The sequence below is a fragment of the Paracoccus versutus genome (genome assembly GCF_000763885.1).
GTDB lineage: Bacteria > Pseudomonadota > Alphaproteobacteria > Rhodobacterales > Rhodobacteraceae > Paracoccus > Paracoccus versutus.
Window position 1 is genome coordinate 49,422 of the sequence record NZ_JRKO01000032.1, and the last position, 16,221, is coordinate 65,642.

The 16,221-nt window shown below is 68.1% G+C and carries 11 protein-coding genes, 1 other RNA gene and 1 pseudogene; 9 read left to right on the plus strand and 4 right to left on the minus strand.

Annotation, left to right across the window (positions count from 1 at the left end; genetic code table 11):
- The first annotated feature begins 82 nt into the window (after positions 1-82).
- Positions 83-697 (plus strand): hypothetical protein, encoded by a 615-nt coding sequence (locus IT40_RS15300; protein ID WP_036756970.1) that lies wholly within the window; start codon positions 83-85, stop codon positions 695-697.
- A gap of 186 nt (positions 698-883) precedes the next feature.
- On the opposite strand, the gene acnA is transcribed toward IT40_RS15300, so the two are convergent.
- Positions 884-3,643, minus strand: a complete 2,760-nt coding sequence (acnA, locus tag IT40_RS15305) for an aconitate hydratase AcnA (protein ID WP_036756917.1) — start codon at positions 3,641-3,643, stop codon at positions 884-886.
- Positions 3,644-3,901: 258 nt separating this feature from the next.
- Between acnA and IT40_RS15310 the strand changes: the two genes are divergently transcribed.
- The 8 genes and pseudogenes from IT40_RS15310 (at position 3,902) to rpmG (ending at position 11,722) form a co-directional block, all read left to right on the plus strand.
- Positions 3,902-5,020, plus strand: coding sequence for a DUF1223 domain-containing protein (locus IT40_RS15310; RefSeq protein WP_036756971.1), 1,119 nt, complete (start codon positions 3,902-3,904; stop codon positions 5,018-5,020).
- A 93-nt stretch (positions 5,021-5,113) separates the two neighbouring features.
- Positions 5,114-5,719, plus strand: coding sequence for an inner membrane-spanning protein YciB (locus tag IT40_RS15315; protein WP_036756925.1), 606 nt, complete (start codon positions 5,114-5,116; stop codon positions 5,717-5,719).
- 69 nt (positions 5,720-5,788) lie between these two features.
- On the plus strand, positions 5,789-6,985 hold the full coding sequence (gene metZ, locus IT40_RS15320; RefSeq protein WP_052095989.1) for an O-succinylhomoserine sulfhydrylase: 1,197 nt from the start codon (positions 5,789-5,791) through the stop codon (positions 6,983-6,985).
- 118 nt (positions 6,986-7,103) lie between these two features.
- A pseudogene (folE2, locus tag IT40_RS15325) lies at positions 7,104-8,033 on the plus strand (GTP cyclohydrolase FolE2); the annotation flags it as partial.
- Between the two features lie 20 nt (positions 8,034-8,053).
- A complete protein-coding gene (locus IT40_RS15330) occupies positions 8,054-8,335 on the plus strand; it encodes a hypothetical protein (RefSeq protein WP_036756930.1) in 282 nt (93 codons plus the stop codon).
- Positions 8,336-8,390: 55 nt separating this feature from the next.
- Complete coding sequence (locus IT40_RS15335; RefSeq protein ID WP_036756932.1) at positions 8,391-10,781, plus strand: ATP-dependent helicase; 2,391 nt, start codon at positions 8,391-8,393, stop codon at positions 10,779-10,781.
- Positions 10,782-10,985: 204 nt separating this feature from the next.
- Positions 10,986-11,355, plus strand: an RNA gene (rnpB, locus tag IT40_RS26810) — RNase P RNA component class A.
- A 199-nt stretch (positions 11,356-11,554) separates the two neighbouring features.
- On the plus strand, positions 11,555-11,722 hold the full coding sequence (gene rpmG, locus IT40_RS15340; protein ID WP_036638206.1) for a 50S ribosomal protein L33: 168 nt from the start codon (positions 11,555-11,557) through the stop codon (positions 11,720-11,722).
- 84 nt (positions 11,723-11,806) lie between these two features.
- Here the strand turns inward: rpmG and tam are convergent, their stop codons facing one another.
- The 3 genes from tam to IT40_RS15355 form a co-directional block, all read right to left on the minus strand.
- Positions 11,807-12,574: a trans-aconitate 2-methyltransferase gene (tam, locus tag IT40_RS15345; protein WP_036756935.1), complete on the minus strand. Its 768-nt coding sequence runs from the start codon at positions 12,572-12,574 to the stop codon at positions 11,807-11,809.
- Between the two features lie 79 nt (positions 12,575-12,653).
- Positions 12,654-15,887: an error-prone DNA polymerase gene (locus IT40_RS15350; RefSeq protein WP_036756937.1), complete on the minus strand. Its 3,234-nt coding sequence runs from the start codon at positions 15,885-15,887 to the stop codon at positions 12,654-12,656.
- Positions 15,887-16,221 (minus strand): DUF6504 family protein (locus IT40_RS15355; protein WP_036756940.1); only part of this gene is annotated, 335 nt, incomplete at its 5' end. The genes IT40_RS15350 and IT40_RS15355, both read right to left, overlap by 1 nt.

Below are 16,221 nucleotides of genomic sequence, written 5' to 3' on the forward strand. Positions count from 1 at the left end.
TCGGGCAAGCGCGGGGCGAGCGGCTTGCATGGCGACGAAACATTCTGGCAAATCGGCACGCAGGGCAGATATGGGGAAGGCGATGCGCGGGCTGGTGGTGGCTTTGATCGGGGCGATGGGATTGCTTGCGCCGGCGGGCGCGCAGGAGAATCCGGCCAGGGACGAGCGGCTCTGGACCTGCGAGACCTCGATCGCCGGCGAGCGGACAGCGATCAACTATCTCCGCGATGACGAGTTCCGCGCGAATGTCGGCCGGTTGGAGAAGAATTTCTCCGGTTGGGGACGGATCTCCTGTCCCGGCTACGTCACCCTGCGCGAGATCCTGCGGCGCAACCAGATGGCGGACGACGGCAGCTATTGCCTGCTCTGGGACAAGCAGCACGACACCTATATCGGCGCGCAGAAGGGGCCGCGCAAAGGGAATGCGCTCTGCCGCAAGACCTTTTGCGAACGGGTGAACACGGCGCGGCAGGCGACCTTCCGCAATGCCAATGCGCTGGCGGTTGCCGGCTATGACGCGGTGACCCAACGGCCCGGCGCCACGATCCTGGCCGCGACCTCGGGGCAGATGGTCGGCACGCTCGAGGCGGCGGGGGCGGCGGCGATGGGCATGGCGGCCTCGCCGGTAGCGGTGGGTTCGCTGGTGATCGGTTCGGCCGCCGTGGGCGGAAGCCTGTGGTATTGCACCGAGGAATAGGCTCGCCGCCGCCGGGCGCGGCATCCGCCTTCACCGTCCTGCAAATACTCCGCCGGCCATCCCGGCAGGCCCAGGCTTCTTCGTTCCTCAAATACTCCCTGCGGCGGCGCCGGAAAAGCGAAGGCCGCCCCCGAAGGGACGGCCCGGCATTCCTGGCCCCCGTCATTTCTGGCCGATGGCCCTGGATCAGGCTTTCGCCAGGTTGCGCAGCACGTAATGCAGCACGCCGCCGTTCTCCAGGTATTCGATCTCGACCTCGGTATCGACGCGGGCCTTGAGCTGGATCACCTTCTCGCTGCCATCGGCATAGCGGATGGTGCAGGCGACCTGCGACAGCGGCTTGAACTCGCCCGCCAGCCCGTCGATCGAGATCACCTCGTCGCCCTTGAGGTTCAGCGTCTTGCGGTTCTCGCCGCCGGTGAACTCGAAGGGGATCACGCCCATGCCGACCAGGTTCGAGCGGTGGATGCGCTCGAAGCTTTCGGCGATGACCGCCTTGACGCCCAAGAGGTTGGTGCCCTTGGCCGCCCAGTCGCGCGACGAGCCGGCGCCGTATTCGACCCCGCCGAAGATCACCAGCGGCGTGCCCTGCGCCTGATAGGCCATCGAGGCGTCGAAGATCGAGGTCTGCTGCCCGTCCGGGCCCAGGGTATAGCCGCCCTCGACCCCGTCCAGCATCTCGTTGCGGATGCGGATGTTGGCAAAGGTGCCGCGCATCATCACTTCGTGGTTGCCGCGGCGCGAGCCGTAGCTGTTGAAGTCCTTGGGCGCGACCTGGCGCTCGGTCAGGTATTTGCCGGCCGGGGTGGTCGGCTTGAACGAGCCGGCGGGCGAGATGTGGTCGGTGGTGATCATGTCGCCCAGGATCGCCAGGATGCGGGCGCCGTCGATATTGCTGATCTGGCCCGGATCCTTGGACATGCCGCGGAAATAGGGCGGGTTCTGGATATAGGTCGAGGTCGGCGGCCAGTCATAGGTCTCGCTGTCGGTGATCTCGACCGCCTGCCAGCGCTCGTCGCCCTTGAACACGTCGGCATATTTCTTCTGGAAGGCCTCGCGCGTCACGGTGGCCTCGACCAGTTCCGCGACCTCCTGCGAGGTCGGCCAGATGTCCTTGAGGTAGACGTCCTTGCCCTCGGGCGTCTGGCCGATCGGATCCTTGGTCAGGTTGATGTTCACGTCGCCGGCGATGGCATAGGCCACGACCAGCGGCGGCGAGGCCAGGTAGTTCGCGCGCACGTCCGGCGAGATCCGGCCCTCGAAGTTGCGGTTGCCCGACAGCACGGCGGTGGCGACCAGGTCGTTGTCGTTGATCGCCTTGGAGATCGCCGCATCGCCCAGCGGCCCCGAGTTGCCGATGCAGGTGGTGCAGCCATAGCCGACCAGGTTGAAGCCGATGGCGTCCAGGTCTTCCTGCAGGCCGGCGGCCTCCAGGTATTCGCCCACCACCTGCGAGCCGGGGGCCAGCGAGGTCTTGACCCAGGGCTTGCGGGTCAGGCCGAGCGCGCGGGCCTTGCGCGCCACCAGGCCGGCGCCGATCATCACATAGGGGTTCGAGGTGTTGGTGCAGGAGGTGATCGCCGCGATCACCACCGAACCGTCGCGGATGGCATAGTCCTTGCCCTCGACCGCCACGCTCTTGCGCACGTCGGTGCCCGAGGTGGCGACCACGCCGCCGCCTTCCTCGACCATTTCCTCGGCCGCGGCCGACATGTCCACGCCGCGATATTCGGCCACGGTCTTGTAGAAGGCGCGGGCGGCAAGGTTCAGCGGCGTATAATCCTGCGGACGCTTCGGACCCGAGATCGCGGGGACGATGTCGCTCATGTCCAGGTGCAGCGTGTCGGTATAGACCGGCTCGTAATCCGCGCCGCGCCAGAAGCCGTTCTCTTTGGCATAGGCTTCGACCAGGGCGATGCGGTCCTCGTCGCGGCCGGTATTGCGCAGGTAGCGCAGCGTCTCGGCGTCGATGGGGAAGAAGCCGCAGGTCGCGCCGTATTCGGGCGCCATGTTGGCGATGGTGGCGCGGTCGGCCAGCGGCAGGTGGTCGAGCCCCTCGCCGTAGAACTCGACGAACTTGCCGACGACGCCCTTCTTGCGCAGCATGGCCACGACCTTCAGCACCAGGTCGGTCGCGGTGGTGCCTTCCATCATCTTGCCGGTCAGCTTGAAGCCCACGACCTCGGGGATCAGCATCGAGACGGGCTGGCCCAGCATCGCCGCCTCGGCCTCGATCCCGCCGACGCCCCAGCCCAGCACGGCCAGGCCGTTGACCATGGTGGTGTGGCTGTCGGTGCCCACCAGCGTGTCGGGATAGGCGACGGTCTCGCCCGCCTGGTCGGTGTCGGTCCAGACGGTCTGGGCCAGGTATTCCAGGTTCACCTGGTGGCAGATGCCGGTGCCGGGCGGCACCACGCGGAAGTTGTTGAACGCCTTCTGCCCCCATTTCAGGAAGGTGTAGCGTTCCAGGTTGCGTTCATATTCCAGCTCGACGTTGCGCTGGAAGGCGCGGGGGTTGCCGAAATCGTCGATCATCACCGAGTGGTCGATGACCAGGTCCACCGGGTTCAGCGGGTTGATCTTTTGCGCATCGCCGCCAAGCGCCTTGATGCCGTCGCGCATCGCGGCCAGGTCCACCACCGCCGGGACGCCGGTGAAGTCCTGCATCAGCACGCGGGCCGGACGATAGGCGATCTCGCGCGGGTTCTGGCCGCCTTGTCGCGCCCATTCGGCGAAGGCCCTGATGTCCTCGACGCTGACCGTGCGGCCACCATCCTCGAAGCGCAGCAGGTTTTCCAGCACCACTTTGAGCGAGGCCGGCAGCTTCGAGAAATCGCCCAGGCCGGCCTGGGTGGCGGCGTCGATCGAGTAATAGGCATAGCTCCGAGAGCCCACCTGAAGCTGGCGGCGCGTCTTGGCGGTATCGGTTCCGGTTTCGATGGGCATGGACTCGGCTCCCTATCCTTGAAAAAGGTGGCTGAATGGCGGTGCTGCCTGCCATTTGCCCCTTTTCGGCATGGGGTTCAAGAGGGCGGGGCAGGCTTTGTATGCCATTGTATGCCAAATTTTCGCTGCGGCGGCAAGATGTGGGTTTTCCATCACGGTCACGCTGCGGGAACGGGGCACTAACAAAGCATTGATTTGTCGTTCCCCGGCGCGGCGGTTTAGCTGTTGCGGATCGAAGGGGCCGGGAAAACGGGCGACATGACGGCAAGGCGCATCAAGACGACGGCTTGGGGACAGGGGCGGAAGGCGGCGATCCTGCCGGGGCTGGCCTGCGCCCTGTGGGTGCTGCTGGGCGGATTTGCCGCGCCCGCCCTGGCGCAGGACGCAGGCGGGGCGGCCGCCCCCGATCCCGCGCCGGCCGCTGCCGCGGCGCCGCAATCGCCCCAGGGGCCATCCTCCGGGACCGGCGGCGATGGAGCCGCCTTCGCGCCCCTGGCCCCGCCCGCCGCCCTGTCCGAATCCGCCCTGTCCGAGGATGAGGACGACGGCATCATCGGCCTGATCGAGGCGCCCGAGGGCGCGCCGGGCGTTCCCGCCGAGGGCATGCCGCCGGTCATCGACCCCGGCGCGCTGGCCGCCTCGGCCATGGTTTCCTTTGCCGAGGTGCAGCCGCGCGCCGGCATGATGGGCCCCATCGGCCACCCGCCGGTGGTGGTCGAGCTTTTCACCTCGCAGGGCTGCTCGTCCTGCCCGCCGGCGGACGAGCTGCTGGCCGACCTGGCCGACCGCGAGGATGTCCTGGCGCTGTCCTGGCATGTCGATTACTGGGACTATCTGGGCTGGGCCGATGAATTCGCCCGCCCCGAATTCACCCGCCGCCAGCAGGTCTATGCCCACCAGGCCGGCGAGCGCGCGATCTATACGCCGCAGATCGTCGTCGGCGGCACCGATACGCTGATCGCGCTGCGCCCGGCCGAACTGATGGGCCTGCTGCAGACCCAGATGGCGCGGCCTGCGCCGGTCATGGTTTCGTCCAGCCAGGGCAAGGACGGCTTTCGCATCGAGCTGACGCCACGCGGCGCCATCGCCGACCGGGTGGCGATCATCCTGGTGCGCTATGCGCCGCAGCGGCGGGTGGCGATCAAGGCCGGCGAGAACCGCGGCATCGCGCTGGAATACCGCAACGTGGTGCTGGCGGCCGAGCGCATCGCCGAATGGGACGGCCGCACGCCGCTGCGCATGACCGTCCGCCGCGACAGCCAGAACAGCGCCGATTTCCCGGCCGATACCCGCCATGCCATCCTGGCGCAGGAACTGGGGCGGGGCGACCCGCGCTCGGCCAGCGGGCCGATCCTGGCCGCGATCCGGCTGGACTGAACCGCGCCTGCGCCGCCCCGGCTTGCGCCGGCGCAGGCTCCGGGGCAAAACCCGGCCCGTGCCGCAGACGACCATCCCAGACAGGAGCCTCCCTTGACCGAATCGCGCAAGATCGCCCCCTGGCTCAAGGCCGCATTGGAATTCGGCCCGCTGATCCTGTTCTTCCTGGTCTTCATGCGCTTTCGCGACCAGACCGTCAGCCTGGCGGGGCGGGACTATTCCGGCTTCATCCTGGCCACGCTGGTCTTCGTGCCGGTGCTGGCGCTCAGCACGCTGGCGCTGTGGCGGCTGACGGGCAGGCTGTCGCCGATGCAGATCGCGACGCTGGTGCTGGTCGTGGTCTTTGGCGGGTTGTCGGTCTGGCTCAACGACCCGAAATTCTTCAAGATGAAGCCGACGATCATCTACCTGATCTTTGCGGGCCTTCTGGGCGCCAGCCTGGTCCTGCGCCGCAACTGGCTGGAGCTGGTCCTGTCCGAGGCGCTGCCGATGAACGCCGAGGGCTGGCGCATCCTGACCCTGCGCATGGCGCTGCTGTTCCTGACCCTTGCCGCGGCGAACGAGGCGGTCTGGCGGCTGATGTCGGAAACCGCCTGGGTGAACTTCAAGACCTTCGGCTTGCCGGCGATCATGGTGGTCTTTTTCGTCGCCAACGCCCGCCTGTTCGAGCGCCACGCCCAGCCCCGCGACGGCGAATAGCGCCGGCTGCACCCTTGCATGGCTGGCCGGGCGGGTTTAACCCGAATCCCTGAGCATCAGGAGCGAGCCATGTCCCCGGAGTCGAAGTCCCAGGAGCCGAACCAGCCTCTGCATCCGCGCACCCGCGCGGTCCATCACGGCATCCGCCGCAGCCAGTATGGCGAGATGGCCGAGGCGCTGTTCATGACCCAGGGCTTTTCCTATGACAGCGCCGAACAGGCCGAGGCGCGCTTTCTGGGGGCCGGCCCGGACGAGTTCATCTATGCCCGCTACGGCAACCCGACCTCGCGCATGTTCGAGGACCGGATCGCCGACTTGGAGGGCACCGAGGACGCCTTTGCCACCGCCAGCGGCATGGCGGCGGTCAACGGCGCGCTGATGTGCTTTCTCAAGCCCGGCGATCACATCGTCTCGTCGCGGGCGCTGTTCGGTTCCTGCCTCTACGTGCTGGACCTGCTGGCCCGGTTCGGGGTCGAGGTGTCCTATGTCGACGGCACCGACATCGACCAATGGCGCGCGGCGCTGCGGCCCGACACGCGGGCGGTTTTCTTCGAATCGGTGTCGAACCCCACGCTCGAGGTGGTGGACATCGCCGCCGTCGCGGAACTGGCCCATGCGGTGGGCGCGCTGGTGGTGGTGGACAATGTCTTCGCCACCCCGGTCTATTCCCGCGCCGCCCGGCAGGGCGCCGACGTGGTGGTCTATTCCGCGACCAAGCATATCGACGGCTCGGGCCGCTGCCTGGGCGGGGTGATCTGCGGCACGCGGGCCTTCGTGCGCGAGGTGGCCGAGCCCTATCTGAAACACACCGGCGGCGCGATCAGCCCCTTCAACGCCTGGCTGATGCTGAACGGGCTGGCCACGATGGATCTGCGCGTGCGCGCCCAGACCGACAGCGCCCTGCAGCTTGCCGCCGCGATGAAGGACCAGGCCGGGATCGCCCGCGTGATCTATCCGGGCGTGCCCGAGCATCCGCAGCACGACCTGGTCATGCGGCAGATGGGCGCGGGCGGCACCATGGTCGCCCTCGACCTCGGCTCCAAGGAGGCGGCCTTCGCGGCGATGAACCGGATGCGCATCTTCCAGATCTCGAACAACCTGGGCGATGCGAAATCCATCGTCACCCACCCCTCGACCACGACGCATCAGCGCCTGTCCGAAGAGACGCGCCTTGCGCTTGGCATCACGCCGGGCCTGCTGCGCCTGTCGATCGGGCTGGAGGATGCCGGCGACCTGATCGCCGACATTCGCCGGTCGCTGGGCTGAGCATCGCGCGGAAGTGCCGGAGACCCCTTTCTTTTCCGGCACCGAGCCCCCAGATAGGAGCCGTCCTGACAGGGAGACGACCATGACCGACGCCCGCCCCGTCGCCACCGAGCGCGCCTATCCGGCGCTGAGCCGCGAATACCCGGCCGATTTCCGCGTGGACGACAGCTACAAGGCCAGCCTGCCGGACCTGCAGAACGGCCCGGCCAGCCTGATCGTCGGCGCCCGCGCGCCGATCCAGCATGTCGGCATCTCGAACTTCCGCCTGCCGATCCGCTACCTGACGCAAGAGGGCGGCGAGATCGCGCTGGAAACCAGCGTCACCGGCACCGTCAGCCTGGAAGCCGACCGCAAGGGCATCAACATGAGTCGCATCATGCGCTCGTTCTACGCCCATGCGGAAAAGCAGTTCTCGATGGGCGTGCTCGAGGCGGCGCTGGAGGATTACAAATCCGACCTGGGCAGCTTCGACGCCCGCATCATGATGCGGCTCAGCTATCCGATGCGGGTCGAATCGCTGCGCTCGGGCCTGTCGGGCTGGCAATATTACGACATCGCGCTGGAACTGGCCGAACGGGCCGGGCAGCGGCTGCGGATCATGCATTTCGACTATGTGTATTCCTCGACCTGCCCCTGCTCGCTGGAACTCAGCGAACATGCCCGCCAGATGCGCGGCCAGCTGGCGACGCCGCATTCGCAGCGGTCGGTGGCGCGCATCTCGGTGGTGATGCAGGGCGATACGCTGTGGTTCGAGGACATGGTGGCGCTGTGCCGCCGCGCCGTCGCCACCGAAACCCAGGTCATGGTCAAGCGCGAGGACGAGCAGGCCTTTGCCGAGCTGAACGCCGCCAACCCGATCTTCGTCGAGGATGCGGTGCGCGCCTTTGCCGCCGAGCTGATGGCCGAGCCGCGCATCGGCGATTTCCGCGTCGTCGCCAGCCACCAGGAATCGCTGCATTCCCATGACGCGGTCTCGGTGCTGACCCGGGGCGAGACCTTCGCCCATGCCAGCCTGGACCCTGCGATCTTCGCCGGCCTCAGGGCGTAATGCTGTGGTTGTCCAGCGGAATGGCCTGTCTTCTGACGGCCCGGCTGGCGGCAATCTGGCTTTGTCTGGGCCATCGCTATCCTGAATGGCACCGGCGACGGCTGGCCGAGGGGCGGGCGTCCGGTCCCCTCGCGTTCGGGATGCTCCATGCGAATCCGCTGTTCGACGGCCAGGGGTTTCTGGACTGGCACCACCCGCGCCACCGCCGCGAACGCATCCGGTGCTACGCGGTCGGTGCGGTTTTTCTCGCCCTGGCCTTTCTGGTTTTCTGGGGACTCGCCGCCGCGGTAGGCGGCCTGTGAACGAAATGAGAACGACGGGCTTTCCCGAGCGCGGCTGCGGGGCTATGGTGCGGGCATGAGCAATTTCGACGACTCGGACGCCTTCGAGGCCGCAGCCGCCCCGGTTCCGCTTTCCCAGCGTGCCATGGGCGTGCGGCCCGCGCCCTATCTGGACGAGCTGAACCCGGCGCAGCGCGACGCGGTCGAGGCGCTGGACGGCCCCGTGCTGCTGCTGGCCGGCGCCGGCACCGGCAAGACCCGCGCCCTGACCACCCGCATCGCGCATCTGCTGAACCTTGGCCGCGCGCGTCCGGGGCAGATCCTGGCCGTGACCTTCACCAACAAGGCCGCGCGCGAGATGAAGAACCGCATCGGCCGTCTTCTGGGCGAGATGGTCGAGGGCATGCCCTGGCTCGGCACCTTCCATTCGATCAGCGTCAAGATCCTGCGCCGCCACGCGGAACTGATCGGCGATGGCGCGCTGCACCTGAAGCCCAGCTTCACCATCCTGGACACCGACGACCAGGTCCGGCTGCTCAAGCAGCTGATCCAGGCCGAGAATATCGACGAAAAACGCTGGCCGGCGCGCCAACTCGCGCATCTGATCGACGGCTGGAAGAACCGCTGCCTGTCCCCCGCCAAGCTGCCCCAGGGCGAGGAACGCGCCTTCGACGGCCGCGGCGGCCGGCTTTACGCCGCCTATCAGCGCCGGCTGCTGGAGCTGAACGCGGTCGATTTCGGCGACCTGCTGATGCATTGCGTGAACCTGTTCCAGGCGCATCCCGACGTGCTGCGCGGCTGGCAGGACCGCTTCCGCTATATCCTGGTGGACGAATACCAGGACACCAACACCGCGCAATACATGTGGCTGCGGCTCTTGGCGCAGGCGCATCGCAACATCTGCTGCGTCGGCGACGACGACCAGTCGATCTATGGCTGGCGCGGCGCCGAGGTCGGCAACATCCTGCGCTTCGAAAGCGATTTCCCCGGCGCCCAGGTGATCCGGCTGGAACAGAACTATCGCTCGACCCCGCATATCCTCGCCGCCGCCTCGGGGCTGATCGCGGCGAACAAGGGGCGCTTGGGCAAGACCCTCTGGACCGAGGCCGAGGAGGGCGAGCGCGTCCGCCTGATCGGCCATTGGGACAGCGAGGCCGAGGCGCGCTGGATCGGCGAGGAGATCGAGGCCTTCCACGGCGGCCATCGCCACAGCGTCGGCCGGCGCAGCCTGAACGACATCGCCATCCTGGTGCGGGCCAGCCACCAGATGCGGGCCTTCGAGGACCGCTTCATGACCATCGGCCTGCCCTATCGGGTGATCGGCGGCCCGCGCTTCTACGAGCGGCAGGAAATCCGCGACGCCATGGCCTATTTCCGCCTGGCGGTCAGCCCCACCGACGACCTGGCCTTCGAGCGCATCGTGAACGTCCCCAAGCGCGGGCTGGGCGACAAGGCAGTGCAGAAGATCCAGGTCGAGGCGCGCGAACGCGGGCTGTCGCTCTTGGAGGGCGCGGCCTCGGCCGTCGCCACCGGCGCGATTGGCGGCAAGGGCGCGGGGGCGCTGCGCCAGTTCACCGAGGCGATGGGCCGCTGGCACGCCGATGCGCTGGACAGCCGCGTGAACCATGTCGAGCTGGCCGAGCGCATCCTGGACGAATCCGGCTATACCGCCATGTGGCAGAACGACAAGAACCCCGACGCGCCGGGCCGGCTCGACAACCTCAAGGAACTGGTCAAGGCGCTGGAGGAATTCGAGAACCTTCAGGGCTTCCTGGAACATGTCGCGCTGGTCATGGACAATGACAAGGGCGAGCAGTCCGAGGAGGTCAGCATCATGACCCTTCACGCCGCCAAGGGGCTGGAATATCCCATCGTCTTCCTGCCGGGGTGGGAGGACGGGCTGTTCCCCAGCCAGCGCAGCATGGACGAAAGCGGCATGAAGGGGCTCGAGGAGGAACGGCGCCTGGCCTATGTCGGCATCACCCGCGGCGAGGAGCTGGTGACGATCAGCTTTGCCGGCAACCGCCGCATGTATGGACAATGGCAGTCCAGCCTGCCCTCGCGCTTCATCGACGAACTGCCCGAGGATCATGTCGAGGTGCTGACGCCGCCGGGCCTCTATGGCGGCGGCTATGGCGCGGCGGCCCAGCCCTTTGCGCAATCGGTGATGCACGAACGCGCGGCGCGGGCCGATGTCTACAACTCGCCGGGCTGGAAGCGGATGCAGGAACGCTCCGCCCAGCGGGCCCAGCCCGTGCATCGCACCCCGGTCGTCATCGATGCCGAGCCGGCGGCGCGGTTTTCGGTCGGCGACCGGGTATTCCACCAGAAATTCGGCAATGGCACCATCATGGGCATCGCCGAGGACACGCTGACCATCCAGTTCCCCACCGGCTTCAAGACGGTGAAGGCGGGCTACGTGCAGCCCTCGTCCGGCGGCGGCGCGCTGGACGACGTGCCGTTCTGAAGCGCCTGCGCCGCGCACCCCGCCATCCCGACCGCGCCCCCCGATTGCACCCGCTGAACCGGCGGATCCTCTACAACCGCGCCTCCGGCCATCCCGCGCGGTTGCACCGCCGCAGCCGTCTTCTTCGTTCTTCAAATACTCATCCGGCGGCGCAACCGGCGCGGCGCTTGACCCCGAAGGCGCCGCGCCCTATCTGGGCCTTGCGCGGATGGCCGGATGACCGCGGCGGCAACGTCGAGGAAAGTCCGGACTCCATGAAGGCACGGTGCCGGGTAACGCCCGGCGGGGGCAACCCCAGGGAAAGCGCCACAGAGATGAGACCGCCGGCGGCACGCCGCAGGCAAGGGTGAAACGGTGGGGTAAGAGCCCACCGCGGGGCTGGCAACAGTCCCGGCACGGCAAGCCCCACCGGGAGCAATGCCGAATAGGGACCGCGCGTCGCAAGACAGGGCCGCCTTCGCCCCAGCAGGTCCGGGTTGGCAGCTAGACCCCGTCAGCAATGGCGGGGCCAGAGGAATGGTCATCGAAGGGGGCGACCCCGGAACAAAATCCGGCTTACAGGCCATCCGCGCAAATCTTTCCTGATCGCTCCGCCAAGTGGCCCGCGGGCCTTTGGCGGGCGCGGTTCGGGGGCGGTCGATTTTCGCCGCAAGGCCGACGATTTCCGGCCGATTCCCGGTTGACTTCGCCCGTTCTGCCGCTAAAAGGCGGGCTTCAAGAGAATTCCACGGGGTTGGCGAGACGCATTTTGCCCCGCAGCAGGAGCGAAAGAGATGGCGAAGCCGACGACGATCAAGATCCGTCTGAACTCGACGGCCGGGACCGGGCATTTCTATGTCACCAAGAAGAACGCCCGCACGATGACCGAAAAGATGACGGTCAACAAATACGACCCGGTTGCGCGCAAGCATGTCGAATACAAGGAAGGCAAGATCAAGTAGGATCTGCCCCTTCGACGGGACCATGCAAGGCCGCGCCCCGCAACGGGCGCGGCTTTTCCTTTGGGCCGCCGCTCCGCCAGCCCCTCAGGCGGCCGTGGCGACCAGGAAGCTGCGCGGAAAGGGCAGCAGCACCCAGCCCGCGGCTTCGAGGTAATGGGGTGCGATCCCGCGGCGATAGGCGGCAAGGAACTCGGGCCGCTCGGCCTTGTCCAGCCGGTCCAGATAGGGCCGCAGCGCCGAGCCGAGGAACCATTCCACGATCCCTTCCAGCCCTTCCAGCTCGACATGATAGACCGTGCGCCAGACATCGACGCGGGCGCAGGACGGGCGCAGCAGGGCATGCAGCTCTGCCGGCGACAGCAGCGGCCGGCGTTGCCCCGCCGCCCCGGCCAGCCGGGCCGACCAGCGCGGATCGCCGGCGGCGCGGCGCATGGCAACATGGCTCGGCTCGTCCAGATTGTCGGGCATCTGCACCGCCAGCACGCCGCCGGGGCGCAGCAGCCCGACCAGATGCGGCAGCAGCGCCCGGTGATCGGGCACCCATTGCAGCGAGGCATTGGCAAAGATCAGCTCGGGCGGCGCCTCGGGACGCCAGCTTTCGACATCCCCCTGCACGAAGCGGCAGCCGGGCAGGGCGGCCTGGGCGGTGCGGATCATGTCGGCGTCGGGATCAAGGCCGACGATCTGCGCGCCGGGAAAACGCTCGGCCAGCAGCGCGGTGGAATTGCCCGGCCCGCAGCCGATGTCCGCCATCAGGCCCGGCGCCTCCAGCGGCACCGCCGCCAGCAGGTCGCGCGCCGGGCGGGTGCGGTCGCCCAGGAATTTTGCATATTGTGCGGCCGACCATTGCACGGCGTTTCCTCCGCCCCCGATTCGTCCGCAGCCTAGCGGATGGGCCGCGGCGGAAACAAGGCGCGGGCTGGTCGCGGCCCTAGTGGAAATCGCGCGATTTCGGCAGCACCCTGACCTGGCGCGGATGGCCGGCACGCGGGGCCGGCAGGGCCGGGGAGGTCTCTCCGGCCAGGCGCAGCAGCGCGTCGGAGCGGTCGCCCAGCCAATGCGCGACGATATGGGTCACGCCCGCGGCGCGCTGCAGGTGGCCATGCACTTCCAGCAGGCGGGCGGTCATCACCACCTTGCGGAAACGTGCGAAGGTCTTTTCCCAGATCACCAGATTTGCCACCCCGGTCTCGTCCTCCAGCGTGACGAAGCAGGTGCCATTGGCGCTTCCGGGACGCTGGCGCACCAGCACGATGCCGGCCATGCGCAGGCTGGCGCGGTTCGGCAATCGCGCCAGGCCCGCCGCCGGAACATAGCCCTGCGCCGTCAGGCTGCGGCGCAGGAAGGCCATGGGATGGGCCTTCAGCGACAGGCGCAGCGTCTGGTAATCGGCGGCGACATGTTCGCACAGGGCCATGGCGGGCAGGGCGACGGCGGGCTCGGCCCCCTCGTCCCGACGCCCGAACAGCGGCAGTTCCGGCGCGTCGCGCAAGCCGCGCGCCTGCCACAGCCCCGCCCGCCGGTCGAGCCCCATCGAGCGCAGCCCGTCCGCCGCCGCGATCAGCCGGATGGCGCGGGCATCAAGCCCGGCGCGCGCCTTCAGGTCGGCCAGGTCGGCATAGGGTTCGTCCCGTGCCGCGGTGATCCTGCCGGCCAGCGCCTCGGACAGCCCGTCGATCTGGCGCAGGCCCAGGCGCAGGGCGAAGGCGCCGTCGCAGGGCTCCAGCGTGTTGTCCCATGCGCTGATGTTCACATCGGCCGGCAGCACGGTGACGCCGTGGTCGCGCGCGTCGCGCACGATCTGGGCGGGCGCGTAGAAGCCCATCGGCTGGCTGTTCAAGAGCGCCGCGGCGAAGGCGGCCGGGTGATGGCATTTCAGCCAGGCCGAGACATAGGCCAGGTGCGCAAAGGCCGCCGCATGGCTTTCGGGAAAGCCGTAATCGCCGAAACCCTTGATCTGGTTGAAGCATCGCTCGGCGAAGTCGCGGGTGTAGCCGCGTTCGACCATGCGGCCGACCATGCGGACCTCCAGCCGGCCGATGGTCCCGCGCGAGCGGAAGGTGGCCATGGCCTTGCGCAGCTCGTCCACCTCGTCGGGGGTGAATTCGGCGGCGACCATGGCGATCTTCATCGCCTGTTCCTGGAAGATCGGCACGCCTTCGGTGCGGAACAGGATATTTTTCAGCTCGTCCGGGTCGCCATCCTTGGGACCGGGGTAATCGACCGTCTCCAACTTCGCCCGGCGGCGCAGGTAAGGGTGGACCATGTTGCCCTGGATCGGGCCGGGACGGACGATGGCGACCTGGATCACCAGGTCGTAGAACCTTTCGGGCTTCAGCCGCGGGAGCATGGCCATCTGCGCCCGGCTTTCGACCTGGAAGGTGCCGATGCTGTCGCCCCTTTTCAGCATCTCATAGGTCGGCTGGTCGTCATGGTCGAAGTCCGAAAGCGCCAGCGCCTTGCCGTAATGCACTCGGACAAGCTCGAAGCATTTGCGGATGCAGGTCAGCATCCCCAGCGCCAGCACATCGACCTTGAGGATGCGCAATTCGTCGATGTCGTCCTTGTCCCATTCGATGAAGCTGCGCTCGGGCATGGCGGCATTGCCGATGGGCACGGTCTCCGACAGCGGCCCCTCGGTCAGCACGAAGCCGCCGACATGCTGCGACAGGTGGCGCGGCATGCCGATCATCTCGTCGGCCAGCCTGACCGCGCGCCGCAGCAGCGGGTCGTCCAGGTCGAGCCCCGCCTGGTCGGTCGAGGCGGCGGAGATGTCCTTGCCCCAGCTGCCCCAGACCGTGTCGGCAAGCGCCGAGGTCACGTCCTCGGACAGGCCCATGACCTTGCCGACCTCGCGGATGGCGCTGCGCGGGCGATAGTGGATCACCGTGGCGCAGAGGCCGGCACGGTCGCGGCCGTATTCGTCATAGATGTGCTGGATGACCTCCTCGCGCCGCTCATGCTCGAAATCCACGTCGATGTCGGGCGGCTCCTTGCGGTTTTCGCTGATGAAGCGCTCGAACAGCAGCTGATGCTTGGCGGGATCGACCGGGGTGATGCCAAGGACGTAGCAGACCGCCGAATTGGCCGCCGAGCCGCGGCCCTGGTGCAGGATCGCCGCATCATGGGCAAAGCGCACGATCTCGTGGATGGTCAGGAAATATTGCGCATATTCCTTGCGTGCGATCAGATCCAGTTCCTTGCGAATGGTGGCTTGGACCTGCGGCGGGATGCCGTCGGGATAGCGCCGGTGGGCACAGCGCCAGGTCAGATCCTCGAGATGCTGTTGCGGGGTCAGGCCGGCGGGCACGGTCTCCTTGGGATATTCGTATTGCAACTCGTCCAGCGAAAAGCGGCAGCTGTCGGCGATCTCGCGCGTGGCGCGGATGGCATGGGGCCAGTCGGAGAACAGGCGCACCATCTCGGCCGGGGGCTTCAGGTAACGCTCGGCGTTCTGCGCCAACAGCAGGCCGGCCTCTACGATGGTGGTGCCCTCGCGGATGCAGGTCATCACGTCCTGCAGCGGGCGGCGGTCGGGCGCGTGGTAATGCACGTCGTTCACCGCGACGATGGAGAGCCCCGAGGCCCGCGCCGCCCGGTCCAGCCGGTTGATCCGCGCCCGGTCGTCGCCGCGATAAAGCCAGCTTGCCGCGACATGGGACAGCTGCGGCAGGCGCGCGGCCAGTCCGGGCAGGGGCGACAGATCCTCGCCCGGCAGCCAGACCAGCCGCAGCCCCTGCGCATGGGCGGCCAGGTCGCCAAGGCTCAGGTCGCAGCGCCCCTTCTGCTGCCATTTCCCGTCCAGGTCGTGCCGCCGCCCCTTGGTGATGAGCGCGGCGAGCCGGCCATAGGCGGCGCGGTCGGTGGGATAGGCCAGGAAGGCGGTGCCGTCCGCCAGCACGATCCGCGCCCCGATCACCGGGCGCAGCTGCAGCTTCTTCGCCGCGGCATGCAGCCGCACCACGCCGGCCAGGCTGTTCAGGTCGGCGATCCCCAGCGCGTCATAGCCCATCAGATGCGCCGCCAGCGCCAGTTCGCGCGGATGCGAGGCGCCGTGCAGGAAGCTGAAGGCGCTGGTCACGGCCAGTTCGACGTAATCCGCGGGCGGGTTCGGGGCCTCGACCTTGGGCAGCAGGATCTCGGGGCGGGCATGATGGTCGGGCATCAGGCGAATATCCCGTGCAGGTACCAGCGCGGCGTGCCGCCGCGGCCGTCATGGACCAGCCCCTCGCGATAGATCCACAGCCGCAGGCCGCTGTCGTCCTCGATGCGGAAATAGTCGCGCAGCCGCGTGCCGGGGCGGTCGTGCCACCATTCCGGGGCGATGCGCTCGGGCCCGGCATGGCGGGCGACGCGCAGGGTCTGCCGACGCCAGACGAACTGCGCCGGCGGCCCCTCGGGGATGACGTAGAGGACGCGGATCTCCTCGGGTGGGTTGAGCAGGCGGATGGGCCGGTCAGGGCGCGCGGGCGGGGCCGGGTCGGCGGCCAGCGGCGGGC

What these genes read in the sequence shown, in the direction of transcription:
- IT40_RS15300 (WP_036756970.1), top strand. Translation starts at nt 83, where the DNA reads ATGCGCGGGCTGGTGGTGGCTTTGATCGGGGCGATGGGATTGCTTGCG.
- acnA (WP_036756917.1), bottom strand. Translation starts at nt 3,643, where the DNA reads ATGCCCATCGAAACCGGAACCGATACCGCCAAGACGCGCCGCCAGCTT.
- IT40_RS15310 (WP_036756971.1), top strand. Translation starts at nt 3,902, where the DNA reads ATGACGGCAAGGCGCATCAAGACGACGGCTTGGGGACAGGGGCGGAAG.
- metZ (WP_052095989.1), top strand. Translation starts at nt 5,789, where the DNA reads ATGTCCCCGGAGTCGAAGTCCCAGGAGCCGAACCAGCCTCTGCATCCG.
- IT40_RS15330 (WP_036756930.1), top strand. Translation starts at nt 8,054, where the DNA reads ATGGCCTGTCTTCTGACGGCCCGGCTGGCGGCAATCTGGCTTTGTCTG.
- IT40_RS15335 (WP_036756932.1), top strand. Translation starts at nt 8,391, where the DNA reads ATGAGCAATTTCGACGACTCGGACGCCTTCGAGGCCGCAGCCGCCCCG.
- rpmG (WP_036638206.1), top strand. Translation starts at nt 11,555, where the DNA reads ATGGCGAAGCCGACGACGATCAAGATCCGTCTGAACTCGACGGCCGGG.
- IT40_RS15350 (WP_036756937.1), bottom strand. Translation starts at nt 15,887, where the DNA reads ATGCCCGACCATCATGCCCGCCCCGAGATCCTGCTGCCCAAGGTCGAG.